The sequence below is a fragment of the Flavobacterium sp. 2 genome (assembly GCF_049949195.1).
In the GTDB taxonomy this organism is placed as follows: Bacteria; Bacteroidota; Bacteroidia; order Flavobacteriales; family Flavobacteriaceae; genus Flavobacterium.
Genome location: NZ_CP188206.1, coordinates 2,931,341 through 2,953,398, shown reverse-complemented (window position 1 = coordinate 2,953,398; position 22,058 = coordinate 2,931,341). Strand labels below are relative to the sequence as shown.

21 protein-coding genes and 1 tRNA gene are annotated in these 22,058 nt (G+C 31.4%); 12 read left to right on the top strand and 10 right to left on the bottom strand.

Annotation, left to right across the window (positions count from 1 at the left end):
• Positions 1-37 precede the first annotated feature (37 nt).
• The gene (gene gltX, locus ACNFIH_RS12730; RefSeq protein ID WP_426483436.1) at positions 38-1,543 is read left to right on the top strand and encodes a glutamate--tRNA ligase; all 1,506 of its coding nucleotides are present in this window, start codon (positions 38-40) and stop codon (positions 1,541-1,543) included.
• A 256-nt stretch (positions 1,544-1,799) separates the two neighbouring features.
• The gene (locus tag ACNFIH_RS12725; RefSeq protein ID WP_426483435.1) at positions 1,800-2,786 is read left to right on the top strand and encodes an SPFH domain-containing protein; all 987 of its coding nucleotides are present in this window, start codon (positions 1,800-1,802) and stop codon (positions 2,784-2,786) included.
• A gap of 25 nt (positions 2,787-2,811) precedes the next feature.
• On the opposite strand, the gene ACNFIH_RS12720 is transcribed toward ACNFIH_RS12725, so the two are convergent.
• The 5 genes from ACNFIH_RS12720 to ACNFIH_RS12700 form a co-directional block, all read right to left on the bottom strand.
• Positions 2,812-3,066, bottom strand: a complete 255-nt coding sequence (locus ACNFIH_RS12720) for a DUF6327 family protein (RefSeq protein WP_035646701.1) — start codon at positions 3,064-3,066, stop codon at positions 2,812-2,814.
• Positions 3,067-3,071: 5 nt separating this feature from the next.
• On the bottom strand, positions 3,072-3,422 hold the full coding sequence (locus ACNFIH_RS12715) for a hypothetical protein (RefSeq protein ID WP_035646698.1): 351 nt from the start codon (positions 3,420-3,422) through the stop codon (positions 3,072-3,074).
• Positions 3,423-3,495: 73 nt separating this feature from the next.
• Positions 3,496-3,822, bottom strand: coding sequence for a YtxH domain-containing protein (locus ACNFIH_RS12710; RefSeq protein WP_035646694.1), 327 nt, complete (start codon positions 3,820-3,822; stop codon positions 3,496-3,498).
• Positions 3,823-3,912: 90 nt separating this feature from the next.
• Positions 3,913-4,392 (bottom strand): hypothetical protein, encoded by a 480-nt coding sequence (locus ACNFIH_RS12705; RefSeq protein ID WP_426483434.1) that lies wholly within the window; start codon positions 4,390-4,392, stop codon positions 3,913-3,915.
• Positions 4,393-5,221: 829 nt separating this feature from the next.
• Positions 5,222-7,339: a glutamine--tRNA ligase/YqeY domain fusion protein gene (locus ACNFIH_RS12700; RefSeq protein ID WP_426483433.1), complete on the bottom strand. Its 2,118-nt coding sequence runs from the start codon at positions 7,337-7,339 to the stop codon at positions 5,222-5,224.
• A gap of 107 nt (positions 7,340-7,446) precedes the next feature.
• Here ACNFIH_RS12700 and folB point away from each other — a divergent pair, with 107 nt between their 5' ends.
• Both folB and ACNFIH_RS12690 read left to right on the top strand, forming a co-directional pair.
• Complete coding sequence (folB, locus tag ACNFIH_RS12695; RefSeq protein WP_035646687.1) at positions 7,447-7,806, top strand: dihydroneopterin aldolase; 360 nt, start codon at positions 7,447-7,449, stop codon at positions 7,804-7,806.
• A 94-nt stretch (positions 7,807-7,900) separates the two neighbouring features.
• Positions 7,901-7,971: transfer RNA gene (locus tag ACNFIH_RS12690), tRNA-Cys, on the top strand.
• Between the two features lie 444 nt (positions 7,972-8,415).
• Here the strand turns inward: ACNFIH_RS12690 and ACNFIH_RS12685 are convergent.
• The 3 genes from ACNFIH_RS12685 to rnr are packed head-to-tail and all read right to left on the bottom strand — an operon-like array spanning position 8,416 to position 11,975.
• Entirely contained in the window at positions 8,416-9,096 is a 681-nt protein-coding gene (locus ACNFIH_RS12685) for a LysE family translocator (RefSeq protein WP_142449879.1), read from the bottom strand.
• 6 nt (positions 9,097-9,102) lie between these two features.
• Entirely contained in the window at positions 9,103-9,771 is a 669-nt protein-coding gene (locus ACNFIH_RS12680; protein WP_035646681.1) for a head GIN domain-containing protein, read from the bottom strand.
• Between the two features lie 23 nt (positions 9,772-9,794).
• On the bottom strand, positions 9,795-11,975 hold the full coding sequence (gene rnr, locus ACNFIH_RS12675) for a ribonuclease R (RefSeq protein WP_426483432.1): 2,181 nt from the start codon (positions 11,973-11,975) through the stop codon (positions 9,795-9,797).
• A 109-nt stretch (positions 11,976-12,084) separates the two neighbouring features.
• Here rnr and ACNFIH_RS12670 point away from each other — a divergent pair, with 109 nt between their 5' ends.
• Positions 12,085-12,318, top strand: a complete 234-nt coding sequence (locus ACNFIH_RS12670; protein ID WP_026727317.1) for a putative signal transducing protein — start codon at positions 12,085-12,087, stop codon at positions 12,316-12,318.
• An 805-nt stretch (positions 12,319-13,123) separates the two neighbouring features.
• On the top strand, positions 13,124-13,555 hold the full coding sequence (rpiB, locus tag ACNFIH_RS12665) for a ribose 5-phosphate isomerase B (protein WP_008465784.1): 432 nt from the start codon (positions 13,124-13,126) through the stop codon (positions 13,553-13,555).
• Positions 13,556-13,699: 144 nt separating this feature from the next.
• On the opposite strand, the gene ACNFIH_RS12660 is transcribed toward rpiB, so the two are convergent.
• Entirely contained in the window at positions 13,700-13,969 is a 270-nt protein-coding gene (locus tag ACNFIH_RS12660; protein ID WP_035646894.1) for a DUF1294 domain-containing protein, read from the bottom strand.
• 116 nt (positions 13,970-14,085) lie between these two features.
• Between ACNFIH_RS12660 and ACNFIH_RS12655 the strand changes: the two genes are divergently transcribed.
• Positions 14,086-16,209, top strand: coding sequence for a Tex family protein (locus ACNFIH_RS12655; RefSeq protein WP_426483431.1), 2,124 nt, complete (start codon positions 14,086-14,088; stop codon positions 16,207-16,209).
• Positions 16,210-16,283: 74 nt separating this feature from the next.
• Here the strand turns inward: ACNFIH_RS12655 and ACNFIH_RS12650 are convergent, their stop codons facing one another.
• Positions 16,284-16,463: a Sec-independent protein translocase subunit TatA/TatB gene (locus tag ACNFIH_RS12650; protein WP_426483430.1), complete on the bottom strand. Its 180-nt coding sequence runs from the start codon at positions 16,461-16,463 to the stop codon at positions 16,284-16,286.
• Positions 16,464-16,673: 210 nt separating this feature from the next.
• Here ACNFIH_RS12650 and ACNFIH_RS12645 point away from each other — a divergent pair, with 210 nt between their 5' ends.
• From ACNFIH_RS12645 to ACNFIH_RS12625, 5 genes are all read left to right on the top strand, one after another.
• Positions 16,674-17,174: a hypothetical protein gene (locus tag ACNFIH_RS12645; RefSeq protein WP_035646673.1), complete on the top strand. Its 501-nt coding sequence runs from the start codon at positions 16,674-16,676 to the stop codon at positions 17,172-17,174.
• Positions 17,175-17,185: 11 nt separating this feature from the next.
• Positions 17,186-18,670, top strand: a complete 1,485-nt coding sequence (locus tag ACNFIH_RS12640; RefSeq protein WP_426483429.1) for a GH3 auxin-responsive promoter family protein — start codon at positions 17,186-17,188, stop codon at positions 18,668-18,670.
• Positions 18,671-18,741: 71 nt separating this feature from the next.
• Entirely contained in the window at positions 18,742-19,305 is a 564-nt protein-coding gene (locus tag ACNFIH_RS12635) for a transposase (RefSeq protein WP_426483428.1), read from the top strand.
• A gap of 89 nt (positions 19,306-19,394) precedes the next feature.
• Positions 19,395-21,074, top strand: a complete 1,680-nt coding sequence (locus tag ACNFIH_RS12630) for a DUF6909 family protein (protein ID WP_426483427.1) — start codon at positions 19,395-19,397, stop codon at positions 21,072-21,074.
• Positions 21,075-21,082: 8 nt separating this feature from the next.
• Positions 21,083-22,057: a hypothetical protein gene (locus ACNFIH_RS12625; protein ID WP_426483426.1), complete on the top strand. Its 975-nt coding sequence runs from the start codon at positions 21,083-21,085 to the stop codon at positions 22,055-22,057.
• Position 22,058 lies beyond the last annotated feature (1 nt).

The following is a 22,058-nucleotide window of genomic DNA, read 5'->3' as shown; positions in this document are numbered from 1 at the left end:
TAATTAGAATCGTATCTTTGCACAAAATTATAAACAAATGTCAAAGCAAGTTCGAGTGCGTTTTGCACCAAGTCCGACTGGACCATTACATATTGGCGGAGTTCGTACTGCCCTATTTAATTATTTATTTGCAAAAAAACATAACGGTGTTTTTTATCTGAGAATTGAAGATACAGATCAAACACGTTTTGTTCCAGGTGCCGAAGAATATATTATGGAAGCTTTGGAATGGTTAGGAATTTCTCCTGAAGAAACTGTTGGAAAAAATGAAAAATTTGGTCCGTACAGACAAAGTGATCGTAAAGAATTATACCAAACTTATGCTGATCAACTAATCAATTCTGGTTGGGCATATTATGCTTTTGATACTCCGGAAGCTCTTGATGCTCACAGAAAACAACATGAAGCTGAAGGAAAAACTTTTATATACAATCATCATAACCGTGAAAAATTAGATACATCTTTAGTAATTTCTGCTGACGAAGTTTCTAAAAGAATTGCAAATGGAGAACATTATGTGATTCGTTTTAAAACTCCAGTTGATGAAACTTTACATTTAAAAGATATCATTCGTGGTGATGTTAAGTTCGAAACGAACTTACTTGATGATAAAGTTTTGTTTAAAAGTGACGGAATGCCAACTTACCATTTAGCTAATATTGTTGATGATCATTTGATGGAAACTTCACACGTAATTCGCGGTGAAGAATGGTTACCATCTATGCCACTTCACGTTTTATTGTACAGAGCTTTTGGTTGGGATGCTCCGGAATTTGCACATTTACCTTTGATTTTAAAACCTGTCGGAAACGGAAAATTATCTAAAAGAGATGGTGATAAATTAGGATTTCCAGTGTTTCCATTAGAATGGAAAACTGAAGAAGGCATTTCATCTGGTTACAGAGAGAAAGGATTTTTCCCGGAAGCGGTTGTAAACTTCCTTGCTTTGTTAGGTTGGAATGATGGAACTGATAAAGAATTATTTTCTTTAGAAGAATTAGTAGAAGCTTTTGACTTAAACCGAGTTCATAAAGCGGGAGCAAAATTTGATCCGGAAAAAAACAAATGGTTCAATCATCAATATTTAATCAAACAAAATGATGCAGATTTAGCGAAAGACTTCTCTCCTATTTTGGTTGAAAAAGGTGTTGATGTTTCTAAATATGATGTTACAAGAATCGTTTCATTGATTAAAGAAAGAGCAAATTTTGTTTCAGATTTTTGGGATTTAACTGATTTCTTTTTCCAGGCACCAACATCTTATGATGAAAAAGCAAGTAAAAATTGGAAGGAAGAAACTCCAGCTTTAATGCAGGAATTGATTTCAACACTTGAATATATTGATGGTTTTGATTCGGCTAATATCGAAGCAATCGTAAAAGATTGGTTAACGAAAAACGAAATCGGAATGGGTAAAGTAATGCAACCTTTCCGACTAAGTTTGGTTGGAGCTCTTAAAGGTCCTCACCTATTTGACATTGTTGAGATTATCGGAAAAGAAGAAACTATTTCGAGAATTCAGAAAGCAATTGCAACTTTATAAAAAAATTTACCATTAAGGTATTAAGTTAATTAAGCTTTACTTAATGGTAAAAAATATAATATTTTAAGTTCATAAAGCCAAACTTAATTCTCTTGACAAAGCTTGAACTTAATTAACTTAATACCTTAATGGTAAAAAAAGCAAACGCTAAGAAACACCTAATAAATGTTCTTAGCGTTTTTTTAATGTTTTAAAATTTTCTTTTAGAAGAATTTTCGTAATTTACCAAGATCAAAAATCTAAATTAATTATCACCATGGGTACAGCATTTATTATTCTAATAGTCTTCGGATTATTTATTTTACTGTCGTCTTTCTTTACTGTAAAACAACAAACAAGTGTTATCGTAGAACGCTTTGGAAAATTTACAAGTGTTAGAAATTCGGGTTTACAATTAAAAATTCCAATAATTGATAGAATTGCAGGTCGTGTAAATCTGAAAATTCAACAATTAGATGTTCTTATTGAAACACAAACTAAAGACAATGTCTTTATCAAAATGAAAGTTTCTGTTCAGTTTAAAGTAATACAGGAACATGTATATGAAGCTTTTTACAAACTAGAATATCCACATGATCAAATTACTGCTTATGTATTTGACGTTGTTCGTGCCGAGGTTCCTAAATTAATTCTGGATGACGTTTTTGTTCGTAAAGATGATATTGCAATTGCAGTAAAACGAGAATTGAACGAAGCGATGACAACTTATGGTTATGACATCATCAATACACTTGTAACAGATATTGATCCAGATATTCAGGTAAAAAATGCAATGAACAGAATCAATGCAGCCGAAAGAGAAAAAACAGCAGCAATGTTTGAATCTGAAGCACAACGAATTAGGATTGTAGCCAAAGCAAAAGCTGAAGCCGAAAGTAAAAAACTTCAAGGTCAAGGTATTGCCGATCAGCGTAGAGAAATCGCACGCGGATTAGTAGAAAGTGTTGAAGTTTTGAACAATGTTGGAATCAATTCACAAGAAGCATCTGCATTGATCGTAATTACACAACATTATGATACACTACAAGCTATTGGAGCTGATACAAATTCAAATTTGATATTATTACCAAACTCTCCACAAGCTGCAAGTGATATGTTAAATAGTATGGTAACTAGTTTTTCAGCTTCAAATATAATTGGAGAAGAGATGAAAAGACAACCTAGAAAAGTTAAAAAAACAAATAATTCTGATATAAACTACAATCCATCAGATACTTCAGAGCCAACAGAAACAGCTCAATAAAATGATACTAAAATAAAAAAGAGGCTTAATTGCCTCTTTTTTTATTCATAAACCAATTGATAACAAAAGGTATAATAGACTGTAAAATTTTCGGATACGATTTTTTAAAGTAATCTGTGTAAGAAGAAACAAAACCATTTACAATTTTTTGCGGTGTTATGCTCTCTTTTGTTTTTTGAATACTTAAAACTAATTTCTGATAATTGATCTCTTTTTCTAATTTTAAAATTTCCAGATCTCGATCAAGTTCTGCGTACGATGAGTATTTTTTCCTTTCCATAATTCTTAATCATTAAAAAAGATTTCTGAAAATTTCTCTAAAATTGGTCCTTCCACAAACTTGTCTTTTACAAAGAAAAGTAAGATTGTAAAAAACAAATAGATCCCTCCTACTGTCAAAAATCCCAGGGCATTACTTTCAAACAAACTGCCAAAAGCATACGCTGCAGCAAAAGATCCAAAAATTAAAACCATTGTAAAACAAACCAAAATCAAAGTAAACTTAAAAATTAAAGTGGTTGATTTCATTGCCACTTTAAAACCCCAAAGCTTATAATAAGCCAAATGACTTTCAATATATTCTTTAGCCTGATCCTGAATATTTTCAGTATTTTCTTTTAATTCTTCAAAAGCCATAATTCTGATTTTAAATAAAAAAACACATTACTTTTGATCAAATATAAACAAGTAATGTGTTTTTAGAATGATATTATTTTTGAAGTTTAGCGTTCTGAGCTTTTAAATCAGCCAATTTAGATTCTAAAAAAGAAATTACTTCTTCTGTTTTGTAACTCATATTTGAAAGTAATTCGTCGTAAGTTCCATCAAGATTCTTTTTTGCATGCGTAAATTTTTCACGAAGTACTTCAGAACTTGCAGAAAGTGAATCCTTTAAATTATGTGTAGCATCATCAATACCTTCTTTTAATTTTGCACGAGTTTTTGATCCTTTGTCTGGAGCAAATAAAATTCCGATTGCTGCACCAGCAGCAGCAGCAGCTAAAATTGCGGCTGCAGTATTTAAGTTCTTTGACATAATATTAAAATTTAAATGAGTAATAAAGGTAAACTTTTTTAAAATATAAATTACTGAATAAATGGTATTTACATAAATTTAACAATATAATTAATACATATAAGCAACAGCTTCGTATTTACCATCTGACTTTTGAACATAACTCACAAAAGGATAACCATTTGTAGCAGATTGAGTTTTGATTCTCATTGCAGTATGGTTTTGATTTGCAATTGGCGGTTCACCTTTTGTCCTTGTCGAAACTCCAGAAAAATTAGCAGCTTGTTTTAATCCTATTGTCTTTTCTTGAGGCAAAACAGTTACCATTTTGTAATCATCTTTTGAATCAACAACTATTTTATCAGAGATTTTTTGAGTTTGATTGGTTTGTTTATTCGTAATTTTCGCAACTGCATATTTACTGATCTTCACCTCTTCTGCACTTCCGTTTAGTGAATAATAAATTAAACCGTTTTCGTTTTTAATGAAATTAACATCAAGTTGTTCACCATTGTGTTTTGTAATTTGATGTGTTTGAGAAATTGCAATATTTGCAAATAACATTGCTAGCGTAAAATATAAAATTTTCATGATTATTAGATTTAAATTAAAAATGATCAGATTTGAAATTTAAAAACTAAAGCTTCACACAAATTCAATGTTATGGAATTTTGTACATTATGAAATAATTTGAAAAATACCTTTTACGCGAAATATTATCAAAATTACATCACAATAAAAATGAGAACATAAAATTGTCTTTTCAAGAAATCAATATTGAAAATCTACTGTAGTAAAAATTATAAATTTTTAAAACCAATAAATTTCAGTTTCGTTTCTATAACGGCAAATTTTAATTTTTATAAAAATCATCTCTGATTTTTAGTATTGAGATAAAAATACCAACTTTATAAACAATTGTATGTTAACAACCCGTTAAACTGACAAAAATGATAGTAAAAACTTAAATTAAAGCCAAAAATAAACAATAATTTAAAAAACGAGTTATCTATCCAACCTTTAAAAATATTCGCTTAAAATCAATTTATGAAGGCTGATTTTAATCTAAATAAATTATTAAAATATATTTTTTAATAGTTTTTATAAATAATAATAAAAATTAATTAAATATATAATTATATAGAAATAATTAATAATAATAAAAACGATGCATTTTCATTTTTTAATCTTAAAAATCTGGAAAAATGGGTCAAAAAAGGCAAAACTTAAAATAAAGAGTTTTAAAAAAACATTTCTAAAAAAAGGATTCAAGAGATGGACAAAATTAAAAAATGCCTTAAAATTAATTTATGAAAGTCACTTTTAATCTATAAAAATTATTAAATTTTAAATTTTAATAGTTAATCTATATAATAAAAAAAAGCGCTTATAAAAGCGCTTTTAATAAATTAAGTTGATATTAGTTCTTCACCATTTCAGAAAGAATTTCTATTTCTCTTTCCGAAGCATTTTTTGGAGGATTTGAATTTAATTTTAAAATTTCTTCAGAAAATTGATTTCTCAAACTTTCACTTTCAATATCTCTTAAATTTAAAAGTGCTTTTGATCTTACATAAGTAGATTCACTTTTTAACGACATTGAATATAATTTTTTAATATCCTCTTCTTCAAAATCTGTAGATTTCCAGTTCGAATACTTCAAAATAAACTGAGAAAACAAAAGCGAAGCCTTATTATTGTTGATATTCTTCTTCAAAAAATTCTGTAAAAGTGAAAAAGTAGAAATGTTTTTGATGTTCTCCCCTATTGCACTTTCAATTGCAATACGTTCTGGTTTTGTCTCAACTTTAAAATATTTGTTGATATCTTTCAAAGAATTATTGATACTGTTTTCTTCTTTTTTACCTTTTTCTTCCCAAGCATCTTTCAATCCAACAGTTTTGTTAAATACTAATTTTGAAGCAGTTGAGTCTTTATCAACAGTAAAATAACCTAAACGTTGAAACTGAAATTTATCTTCATTTTGAGCTGTTGCTAAACTTGGTTCAACAAATCCAGTCACAATTTCTAATGAATTTGGATTCACAAAATCTAAGAAATTTTTCTCTTTATAACTGTCCGGAGCTTCATCTGTAAACAAACGATCGTATAAACGAACTTCAGCTTCCAAAGCATGTTTGATAGAAACCCAATGCAATGTTCCAGACACTTTTCTTTGGCTAGCTTCTGTTCCACTTCCACTTAAAGAATCAGTATCATAAGTTACATGAATTTCTGTAATATTTCCTTCAGCATCTTTTATAACTGATTCACCTTTAACAATATAAGCATTTTTAAGACGTACTTCTTTTCCTAAAGTCAAACGGAAAAATTTAGCTGGAGCTTCTTCTAAAAAGTCTTCTCTTTCGATGTATAATTCACGAGAAAATGGTACTTTTCTGAAACCAGCACTTTCATCTTCCTGATTGTTCTCTGCTTCTAACCATTCTTCTTTTCCTTCTGGATAATTTGTAATTACCAATTTTACAGGATCTAAAACAGCCATTACACGAGGTGCAATTTTGTTCAAATCTTCACGAATACAGAATTCTAAAACCGATACATTGATTAAATTATCACGTTTTGCAATACCAATTGTGTTAGCAAAATTACGTAAAGATGCAGCTGTATAACCACGTCTTCTTAATCCAGAAATTGTTGACATTCTTGGATCATCCCAACCGTTAACATGCTTTTCTTTAACTAGTTGCTGTAATTTTCTTTTACTAACAACAGTATGCGATAAATTACGTCTTGCAAATTCTCTTTGTTTAGGACGCAGTTTATTTTCATCTAAAATTTGATCTAAAAACCAATCGTATAATTCACGGTGAGGCAAAAATTCAAGTGTACAAAATGAATGTGAAATCGCTTCTAAATAATCACTTTGTCCATGTGCCCAATCATACATTGGATAAATTTTCCAACTATCTCCAGTTCTATGGTGATGTTTGTGTAAAATTCTGTACATAATTGGATCACGCATTAACATGTTTGTTGATTTCATGTCAATTTTTGCACGAAGAATGTGTGTACCAGCCTCAAATTCACCATTTTTCATTCTTTCGAATAAATCTAGATTTTCTTCAACAGAACGATTTCTGTATGGACTGTCAGTTCCTGTAGTTGTTGGCGTTCCTTTTTGAGTTGCCATTTCTTCAGAAGATTGGCTATCAACATACGCTTTATCTTTTTTAATTAATAAAACAGCCCAATCGTATAATTGTTGAAAATAATCTGATGCATAACGTTCTTCTGCCCAAGTATAACCTAGCCATTCAACATCTTTTTTAATAGCATCAACAAATTCCTGTTCTTCTTTTTCAGGATTAGTATCGTCAAAACGTAAATTTACAGGTGACTGATAATCAATTCCTAAACCAAAATTTAATGCAATAGAACTTGCATGACCAATATGTAAATAACCATTTGGTTCTGGTGGAAAACGAAAATGAAGTTTAGTTTGTGAAAGACCTGATTTTAAATCTTCCTCTATGATTTGTTCAATAAAATTGAGTGATTTCTCTTCTGATGCCATTATTTTATAGTAATTTTAGCAAAGATAAAAAAAAGGTTTCAGGTTTCAGGTTTAAAGTTATTTAACTAGCGTAAAACCTGAAACTTTAAACGTGAAACAATATAAAAATGGGAGTTATAAAACTAAAAAACATTCGTACTTTTTCTTACCACGGATGTTTAATTGAAGAAGGAAAAATTGGATCTGATTATACTGTCGATCTAAAAATTAAAACAAATCTTCAGAAATCAGCCGAAACAGATCATCTTTTAGACACTGTTGATTACGTTCATTTGAATAAAATTGTTGCCGAAGAAATGGCAATTCGTTCCCATTTATTGGAACATGTGGCCAAAAGAATCAATATTCGAGTGCTTGCAGAGATAGAAACGGTAGAAAAAACAACAGTTTGGGTTTCAAAAGTAAATCCACCTATTGGCGGTGATGTTGAATCAGTTACAATAAAAATGACGGAAATTAGAAAGTAATTTTTCAAATTAAAAATCTAAAATTTTAAAATACTTCATTCGAAACTTTTGAAATTTAAAGATTTTAGTTACTTTTGCCATCCGTTCAAGCAATGGCGTCGTGGCCGAGCGGCTAGGCTGGGCTCTGCAAAAGCTCCTACTCCGGTTCGAATCCGGACGATGCCTCTAAAACCTTCAAAGCAATTTGAAGGTTTTTTTTATGTTTAATTTTTAGAAAAAATTAGATAAAGATTTACGTTCGAATCCGGATGATACCTCTAAAACTTTCAAAGCAATTTGAAGGTTTTTTTATGTTTAATTTTTAGAAAAAATTAGATAAAGATTTACGTTCGAATCCGGACGATGCCTCTAAAACTTTCAAAGCAATTTGAAGGTTTTTTTATGTTTAAACTTTCCACGATCTTGTCATTTCGACGAAGGAGAAATCTTCACAAGAAGCTCGACAAAGATTGGACAATTATTACGGAGTTACTTGCGAAGATTTCTCCTTCGTCGAAATGACAAAATCTATGTAAATAACTTTATAAAAATTTCAAAACTAACAATTATAAACACAAAAAAACCTCTGAAATTCAGAGGCTTAATTTTATATTTTTGAGTTATCAACAACTATTTCTTTTCTATTCTTTCAAAAGCGTTTTTAACCATTTCTTTTTCTTTAGGAAACCACCCTTGAATTACTAAAGCAAATCCGAAAACCATTAAAACGATACTAATTCCCTTTTTTATTTTAAGAATATTAGTTGGAGTCATTTTTGATTTTAACTGTTTGGCTAATAAAATTTTACCACAATCAATTAATAAATAAGTAATGATTACAGAAGTAAAAAATGTCATCATTCTTGAAGTTTGCATATCTAATTTTGGTCCGACAGAAATAATTACGGCAAGCCAAAAACCAAGAACACCAATGTTGATAACATTAAGTAAAAAGCCTTTTACAAACAAACTTCCATAATTTCTTTTCAAGATATCACGATCAATTTCTTCATCATTGATTTTTTCTTCTTTTTTCAATTTAACAAAAGAAATTACGCCATAGGCAAGCATTATTATACCTCCAAAAATAAAAAGTGCAGGATCATCTTTTAAGCTGGAAATCAGTCTGTAACTTCCTAAATAAGCAATAGCTATAAAAAAAACATCACCTAAAACAACTCCAAAATCAAAAGCTATTGCAGCTCTAAATCCTTTTGTAATGCTGGTTTCTAATAAAACAAAAAATACCGGACCTACCATAAAGCTCAGAACAAGTCCCCATGGCAGTCCAGCCAGAATATCATTTATCATCAAAAATTATTTTACTTCTTCAATTTTACCACCAAAAACTGTTTTTTGGTTTATTTGTCTAGGTTTTCCATAAATGTAAATAGAGCCTCCTGCGCTTACTTTTGCGTCAACAAGGGTTGATGCATTCACATCAGCTTTTCCTCCCGCAGAAACGCTTACAGTAGTCTGAGACGTTTCTAATTTACTTGCTAATAAATAACCTCCGGCTCCTAAACTTGCATCTTGATTTGCTGCCTTACCTGTCAAAGTAATTTTACCTCCAGAAACTGAACTTACTTTTAGTTTATCAACATCTAATGCTGCATCAATTATTCCGCCTTCCTGAGCACTTACTTTAAAAGAAGTTGCTTTGATAGCTTCACTGCTTTTTACCTCTGCTCCTTCGTTTACATCTATAAGTTCTATATGTTTGTAATATAGCGTAATATCAAGATCATTTCCTGATAAAAGCTTTGGAAAAGGCATTCTTAATTTCAAAGTTCCGTTTTTATTTACGGCTTCTACTTCAGATTCTCTTGCCCCTTTTATAACAATTTTATTTTCAGATGACTGAACTAATTTTACACTTAACTTATCAAATACTTTTACGGTATCAAAATCACCTAAGTCTTTAGTAACCTGACCAAAAGACATTTGAACAAATAAAATTACTGCTCCAATAATTAGCTTTTTCATACTTTTATTTTTTTAATTAATAACTATTCGGCTCTTCGTAAAAAATGAAAATCAAGTTGTTTCTTCACTAAATCAGCATTTTTTACTTTAACATAAATCTCGTCTCCCAATTGCAAAATGCTGTTTGAAGTTGCTCCAACCAATGCATATTGTTTTTCATCGAAAGTATAATAATCATCTTTTATTTCTCTGATTCTTACCATTCCTTCACATTTATTCGAAACGATTTCAACATAAATTCCCCATTCTGTAACACCAGAAATAACTCCAAGGAATTCTTCATCCTGATGATCCTGCATGTATTTAACCTGCATGTATTTGATACTGTCACGTTCAGCATTAGTCGCTAAACTTTCCATATTCGAACAATGCAGACATTTTGTTTCGTACGTTTCTTCATCTACAGAAGCGCCTCCATCCAGATAATATTGCAACAATCTGTGTACCATAACGTCTGGATAACGACGGATTGGCGATGTAAAATGACTATAATAATCAAAAGCTAAACCATAATGACCAATATTTTCTGTCGAATATTTGGCTTTACTCATACTTCTAATCGCAAGAGTATCAATTAAGTTTTGCTCTTTTTTTCCATTTACTTCTTCCATCAAGGCATTCAATGATTTTGAAATATCGCCTTTATTACGGAAATCTATTTTATATCCAAATTTAGCAATTACTGTTGCCATTGCAATTAATTTGTCTTCATTTGGTTCATCGTGAATACGGTAAACAAAGGTTTTCTTTTGTTTTCCAATGTATTCTGCCACTTTTCTATTGGCCAAAAGCATGAATTCTTCAATCAAATGATTCGCATCTTTTGAAATTTTGAAATACACTCCTTCTGGTTCTCCTTCAGCATCTAAATTGAATTTCACTTCTACTTTATCAAAAGAAATAGCACCATTCTGCATTCTTTTCTTTCTTAAAATTTTAGCTAATTCATCTAATTTTAAAGTAGCTTCCACAATTTCATCAGAAACTACATAAGATTCTCCAGTAATTGAAATATCAACCGGAATCGTATTGTCTTTTGTTTCGATGATATATTGTGCTTCTTCGTAAGCAAAACGCTGATCGGAATAAATTACTGTTCTTCCAAACCATTGGTTAATAACCTGTGAAGTTGGCGAAACTTCAAATACTGCAGAGAATGTATATTTCTCTTCATTCGGACGAAGCGAACACGCAAAATTAGACAAAACTTCCGGAAGCATTGGCACTACTCTATCAACCAAATAAACTGAAGTTGCTCGTTGATATGCTTCATCATCCAGGATTGTTCCTTCTTCTAAATAATAAGAAACATCGGCAATATGAATTCCGATTTCGAAGTTTCCATTTTCTAACTTTTTGAAAGACAACGCATCATCAAAATCTTTTGCATCTTTTGGATCAATCGTAAACGTAAGTGTATCACGCATATCACGACGTTTTGCAATTTCAGATTCCTGAATTGAAGTATCTAGTTTTTGTGCAAAAACCTCTACTTCAACCGGAAAATCTGCAGGCAATCCGTATTCAGCTAAAATAGCATGAATTTCTGTATTATGTTCTCCTGGTTTTCCTAAAACTCTGATAACAGATCCAAACGGACTATCAGCTCTTTTTGGCCAATCTTCAATCTTAACTAAAACAACATCACCGTTTTCTGCTTCACCCATTTTATCTTTTGGAATAAAAATATCGGTATACATTTTAGGATTTGCAGTCGAAACAAAAGCAAAATTGGGCTGAATATCAATAACTCCAACAAACTCTGTTTTATCTCTTTCTATAACTTCAATTACTTCACCTTCAGGTCTTTTTCCTTTTCTTCGGTTATAAACGTAAACTTTTACTTTGTCTTTATCTAATGCTCTATTCAAATTATTTGTCGGAATAAAAACATCTTCTGCAAAGTCGGGACAAATAAAATAAGCCGTTTTTCTGCTCGTCATATCTATCGTTCCTTCGTAATAATCCTGACTAATTGCTTTGATTAAATACTTTCCGGGTTCAGTTTCAATAATCTTCTTTTGAGCTGCAAGAATTTTCAAATCTTTAATAATCTGATTTCTGCTATTTGTATCATCAAGTTCAAGCTTTGCAGCTATTTGTTTATAATTGAATGGTTTATTAGCACTTTGCGATAAAATTTTTACTATCTTACTAGAGAAATCTTTCTCTTTTTTTATCGGCTTTCTAATTTTCTTACTCATATATCTTTTCTTATAAGGTTTAAAATTACAAATAAGATATCAGAATATAGATTTTAACAATTAGAATTATTAAAAATATAACTTTTCGTACATTTACAAAAAGACCTTTATGGAAAGCTTTAAAACCATCGCCATATTCAATTATCAGCACGAAACTGTGGTTCTGAAACACTTACTTGAACAGGAAGAAATTCCGTATTTCTTTGAAAACGAAATGACGCTTTCAGTCGCTCCAATGTATTCTGCAGCGCTGGGAGGCATTCGCCTGAAAGTTCATCCGGACGATTTCGAACAAGTTCAGGAAATTCTGGACAATCTCAACAATCCTCTGAAAATTGTCTGAAACAAAATTCAAAACAAACTCAAATCAAGGTAAAATTCAATTCAAAAAAAATTTTTTTTCCTTTTCATCTTTTTTAGTTTTCAACATATATTAAATACAACAAAAAAGATTTTTAAAAATTTAAAAAAAATTTATGGTTATTATAGCTTGTTAATATGTCGAATAAATTTATTTTTAAAAGTATTGAAATGAAGTTTCTCTTAGTTATATTGAGTTATCAACATAGTTATATTTAGTTAAATGATTAATTTATAAGACTTTTTGTATTTTAATTAACAACGGTTGACAACCAAAAATGAATTCATTTTGTAGATAAGTTGATATGTTGATTTCTGTTGAAAATGTCATTTTTGATATTGATAACTTTTCCAAAAATTCACGAAACTTTTCTTGCATATTTCATTCCGGTTTTGGATTAGGTTTTTTTTCGACACAACCAAAAAAAACTTCTAATTTTCTTTTCGAACTTATTAACATTTTCTGTTAACTTAAAGTTAATTGAATATCAAGCAATTACAAAGTCCTATTAACACCTCAAAATTTTAACAAATATTCTGTTTATTTTTCATTGATTGTGAGATAGTTATAGAGTTATCAAAATTGTTAATAACTGATAAGGTTTTGACAGTAAGATAGTTGAGTTTAGCCACGAATTCACGAATTTTTTTTAAATACAGTTATGAAATTTTGAAATTATTAAAGATTCGTGAATTCGTGGCGGAAAGATATATTTTATGTTTTTAAAAACGGTTACTTCGATATTCTTTAATTAAATTTGCAAGACACAACTAAATAGTATAGAAAAATGAAAATTTCAATAGGAAACGATCACGCAGGTCCAGAATATAAAAAAGCAATTGTTGAAATGCTGAAAGCTAGAGGATATGAAGTAACTAATTATGGTACAGATACTGATGCTTCTGTAGATTATCCAGATTTTGGGCATCCGGTTGCAAATGATGTGTCTGAAGGAAAAGCTGATTTTGGAATTGTAATCTGCGGAAGCGGAAATGGAATCGCAATGACTGTTAATAAACACCCGAAAGTAAGAGCTGGCTTATGTTGGACTAAAGAAATCGCTTATTTAACACGTTTACACAACGATGCAAATATTGTGAGCATTCCAGCGCGTTTTACTTCTATTCACCAAGCTGTTGAAATCGTTGAAACTTTTCTTGATACTGCTTTTGAAGGTGGAAGACATCAAAATAGAGTGAATAAAATCGCTTGCGCATAAAAAGTCAAAAAAAAATTCGGTGCTTCGCACCAATAGATAAATATACACCGGGCGGATTTTTAAATCCGCCCGGTTTTTTATTATAAATAATTGATTTTAAGTTAATTAAATATTAAGTTTTAAGGTTATTAACAATGTTAATATCTATATTTTAGAACTTAATTTAAGGTAAATGAAGAAAGCTTGAATTAAAAAAATCAGCGTGAATTTGACAATAAATGAAGTTTTACTCGTTTTATGTCTGAAGATTAACATCGCTGTTAATAAACCTGGAGTTCCTCCAATTAATTGTAGAAAGAATAGCGTGTTTTCAGGGATTCTTCGTTTATTTTTTCGAGCTTGATGTTTATCATATCCAGCAAGAATAAAAACGATGATATTTATAAATAAAAAATAGAGTAAAAAAATTTCCATTGACATAATATTAAAAACAAAGATATTATTTTAGCCGAACGGTTAGTGATTTTCCTTGTATGTTTTAACAAGTAAATTATACTAATTTATAATTAAGAATTTATTTCATTAAAAGTATGACTAATATTCAATTCATTGCCAAGTCTGTTCAGGCGCCGGCAGTAAGTATTCAAAACACAGTAAAATTATTAGAAGAAGATTGTACGATTCCGTTTATTTCGCGTTACCGAAAAGACAGTACAGGAAATCTTGATGAAACTGTAATTGAGCTGATTGCAAAACTGCAAAAAGATTATGATACACTTATAAAACGTAAAGAAGCCGTTCTTAAATCTATTGAAGAGCAAAAAGCGCTTACGCCAGAATTGAAGAAAAAAATTGAAGATAGTTTCGATTTACAGGAAATTGAAGATTTTTATCTTCCATACAAAAAGAAGAAAAAAACAAAAGCAGATGTTGCCCGCGAATTTGGTTTAGAGCCTTTAGCAAAATTGATTATTTCAGAAAGTGATGTCGATATAGATTTCCTTTCAACGCAATACATTAATGAAAATGTAATTAATGAAGAAGCGGCAATTCAGGGCGCTAGAGATATTGTAGCTGAATGGATTAACGAAAATATTTATGTTCGTAAACAGCTTCGTAGATTATTTCAGAGAAAAGCAACCATTGCCACAAAAGTGGTTAAAAAGAAAGCCGAAGAAGAAGGTGCACAAAAATTCAGTCAATATTTCGATTGGGAAGAATCGTTGACAAAAGCGCCAGCACACCGTTTATTGGCAATGCTTCGTGCAGAAAATGAAGGTTTTATCAAAATGAAAATCGATGTTGATATCGATGACGCTTACGATGTTATTGACGAAATTATCATTAAAAAACAAAATAATACAACAGCTCATTTACAGCTGGCAATTGAGGATAGTTATAAACGTTTATTGAATCCTGCGATTGGAAATGAAACTTTGCAGGAAGCAAAAGCAAAAGCCGACGCGAATTCTATTCAGGTTTTTGCAAACAATTTAGGTCAGTTATTATTGGCTCCGCCTTTGGGAGAAAAACGAATTTTGGCAATCGATCCAGGATTTAGAAGCGGTTGTAAAGTAGTTTGTTTGGATGAAAAAGGCGATTTATTATACAATGAAACTATTTATCCACACGCGCCTCAAAATGAGGAATCAATGGCGATCAAGAAAATCCGTTCAATGGTAAATGCGTATCAAATTGATGCTATTTCTATTGGAAACGGAACAGCTTCAAGAGAAACCGAATTTTTCATAAAAAAAATAGCATTCGACAAACCGGTGCAGGTTTTTATTGTTTCTGAGGCTGGGGCTTCGGTTTATTCAGCTTCGAAAATTGCGAGAGAAGAATTTCCAAATTATGATGTAACGGTTCGTGGTTCAGTTTCTATCGGGCGACGACTTTCAGATCCTTTGGCCGAATTGGTTAAAATCGATCCAAAAGCCATTGGAGTTGGACAATATCAACATGATGTTGATCAGACAAAATTAAAAGAAGAATTGGACAGTACAGTAATTCGCTGCGTAAACTCGGTTGGAATTAATATCAACACCGCAAGTAAACATTTACTAAGTTATGTGAGTGGAATAGGAGAGAAGCTTGCCGAAAACATTGTACAATATCGTTCTGAAAACGGACCTTTCGAAGACAGAAAGCAGTTAAAAAAGGTACCGCGTTTGGGCGATAAAGCCTATCAGCAAGGCGCAGCGTTTATCAGAATTACAAATGCTAAAAATCCGCTAGATAATTCGGCAGTGCATCCAGAGGCTTATCCAGTTGTTGAAAAGATGGCGAAAGATTTGAACATTTCTCTAAACGACTTAATTGCAAACAAAGAGAAAACAGCGCTTATTAAGCCTGAAAAGTATATTACACCTGAAATTGGTTTACTAACATTAAAAGACATCATTAAAGAGCTTGAAAAGCCTGGATTAGACCCAAGAAAGTCTGCTAAGGTTTTTGAATTTGATGCAAACGTAAAATCGATCAAAGATGTAAAAATCGGAATGATTTTACCAGGAATTGTTAATAACATCACCAACTTCGGTTGTTTTGTTGACATTGGAATTAAAGAAAGTGGTTTGGTACATATTTCTCAGTTAAAAGCCGGATTTGTAAGTGATGTAAATGAAGTGGTAAAATTACACCAACATGTTGATGTGAAGGTTACTGAAGTTGATGAAGATAGAAAGAGAATTCAGTTGACGATGATTTTGTAAAAATTCCAACAGACAATAAAAATAAATCCCAGACTACAATTTGTAATCTGGGATTATTAATACGTTCGAATTTCTTATTTCGTTTCTTCTTCTTCTTTTTTAGAAGCCGCAGGTTGATCGTCTTTAGCAGCGTTTTTGAATTCTTTGATTCCGCTTCCTAAACCTTTCATTAATTCTGGAATTTTTTTACCTCCAAAAAGTAATATCACAATACCTACTATAACAAGGATTTCTGTAAGACCTAATCTTCCCATCGTTTTATATTTAATGCCGGAGCAAATTGATTTTCGTTTTTCACCGCAAAGGTATATAGAATATACGAACAACAAGAGATTTTGGATTAAAATATTTGTTTCTTACCGCGTTAAATATTTTATAAAATAATAAAATTACATTATTTGTCGTTTTTTCTTCGCCGCCATCAATACTATTAATTGCTATATTTGCTCATATAATCATCTAAAATGACGAAGAAAAAATTTGATTTCAGAAAAAAATTATTCATCAAAAACCGATTGGTAATTTTGAATGAAAACACATTTGAAGAGATTTTTTCATTTCGGTTAACGTTAATGAATGTCTTTGTTACGTTTACTTTAGGTGGAATATTTTTAATTTTAGTAACCACTTTTATTATTGCATTTACACCATTGCGCGAATTTATTCCGGGTTATTCTTCGACTGAATTGAAACGGAATGCGACTAAATTGGCAATAAAATCTGATTCATTAGAAACGGCGCTAAAGAAAAATGAAGCCTATTTGCAAGGCGTTCAGAAAGTTTTGAGAGGCGAACTGGATTATGCAAAATTCAATAAAGATTCCATTTTGGCAGAAGTTGACGAACCAGGTGAACTCAATATGAAAGCTTCTGAAGAAGAAATAAAACTTAGAGAAGATGTTGCCAAAATAGAGAAAGAATCAGGCGAAAACAAAACCAAGAAAAAGAAAAGCGACAAAAAATAATACCATATCAAATGTCAATTAAATCGATAGCAGCAAAAATTTTTGCGCGAAAAATATACAATCAAACACAAACTTGGTCAAATAAACCAGTTGCAACGCAATTTGAAGTTTTTAAAAATTTGATTCAAAATGCAAAAGAAACTGAATTTGGAAAAGATCATGATTTTGGAAGCATAAAAACGATTGAAGATTTTCAAAAAAACGTTCCAATTCGGGATTACGAAGACTTGAAATCATATATTGAAAAAGTCAAAATTGGTGAAGCAGATATTCTTTGGAAAGGAAAACCAATTTATTTTGCAAAAACATCAGGAACGACTTCTGGCGCAAAATATATTCCTTTAACAAAAGAATCAATGCCTTTTCACGTTAAAGCTGCGCGTAATGCGATTCTGCATTATATTCACGAAACCGGAAATGCCGATTTTGTTGATGGAAAAATGATTTTCCTGCAAGGAAGCCCAATTTTAACTGAAAAACACGGAATCAAATTTGGAAGACTTTCTGGAATCGTCGCACATTTTGTTCCGAAATATTTGCAGAAAAACCGAATGCCGTCGTGGGAAACCAATTGTATTGATGATTGGGAAACCAAAGTAAACGCTATTGTTGACGAAACGATCAAAGAAGATATGTCGGTTATTTCAGGAATTCCGTCTTGGGTACAAATGTATTTTGAGCGTTTACAGCAAAAAAGCGATGGAAAAAAGATCAGCGAGATTTTCAAAAACTTTAATTTGTTCATTTACGGAGGCGTAAATTACGAACCGTATCGCGCCAAATTTGAACAAATGATTGGCAAAAAAGTAGACAGTATTGAACTATTTCCGGCTTCGGAAGGATTTTTTGCTTATCAAGATTCTCAAAAAGAAAAAGGAATGCTTTTACTTTTGAATTCTGGAATTTTCTACGAATTCATTAAAGCCGATGAATTTTTTACCGAAAACCCAAAACGATATACTATTGGAGAAGTTGAATTGGGTGTAAATTATGCTTTGATTGTTTCTACGAATGCAGGTCTTTGGGGTTATAATATTGGCGATACTGTTCAGTTTACGTCTTTGGCTCCATATCGTGTTATAGTTTCTGGACGTATCAAACATTATATTTCGGCTTTTGGAGAACACGTTATTGCCAATGAAGTAGAAAACGCAATGAAAGAAGCGACCGCTGGAACTAATATCGTAATAAATGAATTTACGGTTGCGCCTCAAATTACGCCGTCAAGCGGATTACCGTATCATGAATGGTTAATAGAGTTTGAAAGAGAACCGGAAAGCATTGAAATTTTCGCGGAAGCGATCGACGATTCGATGCGAAAACAAAACATATATTATGACGATTTAATTACTGGAAATGTTTTGCAAAAAGTAGTTATTACCAAAGTTTCAAAAAACGGATTTCAGGAATATATGAAATCACAGGGAAAATTAGGAGGACAAAATAAAATTCCGAGATTGTCGAATGATAGAAAGATTGCGGATAATTTAAAGTAGGAAAATATTTATATTTGTAAGTTAATGCCTCTTTTTTAATGAATAAAAAAAGATAGAAGCATTAAGTTATTATGAATAAAGAAAAATTTCAAAATAAATATCGCATTTCTTCAATAAGAGCGCAATGGTGGGATTATGGTTGGAACGGAGCCTATTTTATAACAATTTGTACACAAGACAGAGAACATTATTTTGGAAAAATTCAAAATAATAAAATGATTTTGTCAGAGGTCGGAATTATTGCGGATCTATTGTGGCATCAAATTCCAATACATCATAAAAATATTGAATTAGGCGATTTTGTGGTCATGCCAAATCATATTCATGGAATTTTGATTATCGATAAACAATCGACCAATAACAACGTAGAGACAGGGCATGCCCTGTCTCAACACCCCCTGTCTCCACGGTTTCAAAATATTGGAAAAAACACCATTTCGTCAATTGTTGGATCCTATAAATCTGCCGTAACCAAACATGCCAACAGATTAGGATATCCACATAAATGGCAAAAATTATTTTACGACAATATCATTAGAAGTAATAATGACTATCAAAGAATTTCCGATTACATTGTTTCAAATCCAGAAAATTGGGCAAAGGATAAATTTAAAACAAAAAATAAATCAATATGATTTTAAAAAAAAATCATATTGTAGATATGAGGCATGCCTTGTATTTCCCTACATTTGAATTTACATTTGAGTTTACAAAATAAAATAGCATGAAAGAAACCAAACATATATCAAGATCAAGAGCGCAGGAATCATCTGCGGCTATTGAAAAAATGTACATTACAATGCGCCATTTATTCAACCGTGGTTTTTATAAACCAATGGGAGTTTCTGGCGACAGTTTAAGAGAATCATTACTGGCTTTACGTCCGGAAATTTACGGAAATATCGCCGAAGAAAAAGTAGAACTAAACGGACTTTTGTACGTTATAGAGCGTCTTCCGATAGGAATTGAACAATGCCGATTCATCAATTTAACTTCAGACGAAGGATATTCAAAATCGCATTTTCAGCCAATTGTTCCTCCAAAAAGAAGAAGAAACTGTTACCGAATCGACGAAGAACAAATGAATGTCGAAATCACGCGCGGACGTTCAGACATTTATGATATTCTGACGCATTTGACTTTTATTTTCATAGAATCGCATAAAATCAAAAACAGAGTTTTAATTGACGACGGCGGAGAAGTTTCGCGCGATTGGCTAAAATTAGAACAAGCTGTTACGCAGACAAAAAAGCTTTCGCAGATTGAAAAAGAAAAAGCAATTTCGCACGTTGCGAATATCTTAGCCAGAACTTTTGAAGAAGTTTTAGATATTTACGATGCTTTCGGTTCAGAAAATGCGCCAGATCGTTTCTTGCACGTAATTTATTGGTTAGGAAAATTGGCAATCGAAGAAATTGTTGAAAACAATAAACGAACAATTACTTTCAGTCCTGTTTTGCGTGAGCGTTTAGGACATCATATTCACGGAGAAATCTGGGCAACAAATATCAAGGAAGTTTTAAAAGCAAACGATCTTTTAAAACGACCAATTCACGTGATCAGTGCCAACATGCACAGTGTGATGAATTCAATTTTTGCGACGCCATTATTAACTTCAAAATACAAAGGCAAAGCCGATTTCTTTATTTATGAAGAATTGAGCAGTTCAGGTTCAAAAGAAATTAGAAGTCATGTTGAAGAATTAGCACTTAAAAACGGAATGATTTCTTTACCAGATTGTTCAGGAACAAATATCGATGTTCAGATTTTTGATACAGCTAAAATTGACTGGTCAAAAACAGCATTTTCAAACGCAAATGTAGGTGAAGAAAAACCGGTAATTATCGTAATGGATTATGCATTCGGCGAGCAGGCTTATGAAACCATCGATGAACTTTTAAAACCATTTAAAAAAGAAACGTTACTGAATGTTAAATCGGTTTCGATTATGGGTAAAGCCGGAATTCTGGAAGGCGGAAAAGGCGATATCATGATTCCTACAGCACATATCAACGAAGGAACGGCTGATAATTATTTCTTCGAAAATGAATTAACAGGCGCTATGTTTGAAGGAAATGACATTGCAATTTTTGAAGGCGCAATGGTGACTGTTTTAGGAACATCTTTGCAAAACAGAGATTTATTGAAGTTTTTCCACGAATCGACTTGGGGTGTAATTGGTCTGGAAATGGAAGGATCGTACTACCAAAAAGCAATTCAGTCGGCATCTAAAATTAGAAAAAGCGTGCCGCACGATATTAAAGTGCGTTACGCATATTATGCATCAGATAATCCTTTGGAAACCGGAAGTACATTGGCTTCAGGTGGATTAGGAACAACCGGCGTAAAACCAACGTATTTGATTACTATTAAAATTTTGGAACAAATTTTCAACGTAAAATAAACGAATAAATGAGTACAAAAGTACCCCAGAATACAGATCAGGAAATTGATATTTTTCAGCTTTCAAAAAGCATTGGAGGTTTTTTTGATCGTGTTAGCAGATCAATTTTTAGAACGATTCAGTTTTTTATCCGAAAATGGATTACAGTTCTTATTTTGATTGTACTTGGGGTTGCTCTTGGATTTTATTTAGATTCGAATAAAAAAACATTTAAGAATGAGGTTGTTGTTGCACCAAATTTTGAAAGTGTCGATTATTTGTACGCCAAAATTGATTTGATTCAGGCTAAAATTGCAGCAGGCGATATTGATTTTTTATCGCAGATAGGAATTTCTGACCGAAATGCAATCAAAAGAATTGAAATTAAACCTGTTGCCGATGTTTACAAATTTATTGAAGACAAGGAACAAAATCTGGAACTGATTAAATTAATGGCTGAGGTTGGCGATGTGAAAAAGGTTTTAGAAGACAATGTAACCAGCAAAAATTATACGTATCATACAATTACTTTTATTTCAAATGAAGAAATAAGCGAAAAACAAGTGATTGAACCGTTGTTGAAATATTTGAACAATTCGGCTTATTTTGACGCGATTCAAAAAATTGGATATAAAAATCTTGAAAAAGAAATTGCGCAAAATGATACTATAATTGCGCAAATAGATCAGGTTTTAAAAGGTCTTTCGAGCAAATCAAAAAGTGATAAAGTGGTTTATTATAATGAAAATCTGCAATTGAACGACATTCTTAAAACCAAACAAAAACTGATTCTTGAGCAAGGAAAAAACAGATTCAAATTAATCACTTTTGATAAAACAATCAAAGAAATCAATTCTACGCTGAATATAAATGAAAATAAAATAGTGAACGGAAATTTAAAAGTGATTCTTCCATTTGTCTTTATTTTTGTTTTTGTTCTGGTAAGTCTGTTTTTGAATTTTTATCGCAAACAGCTTGCGCTTTCAAAGGAAAACCAACTTTAAA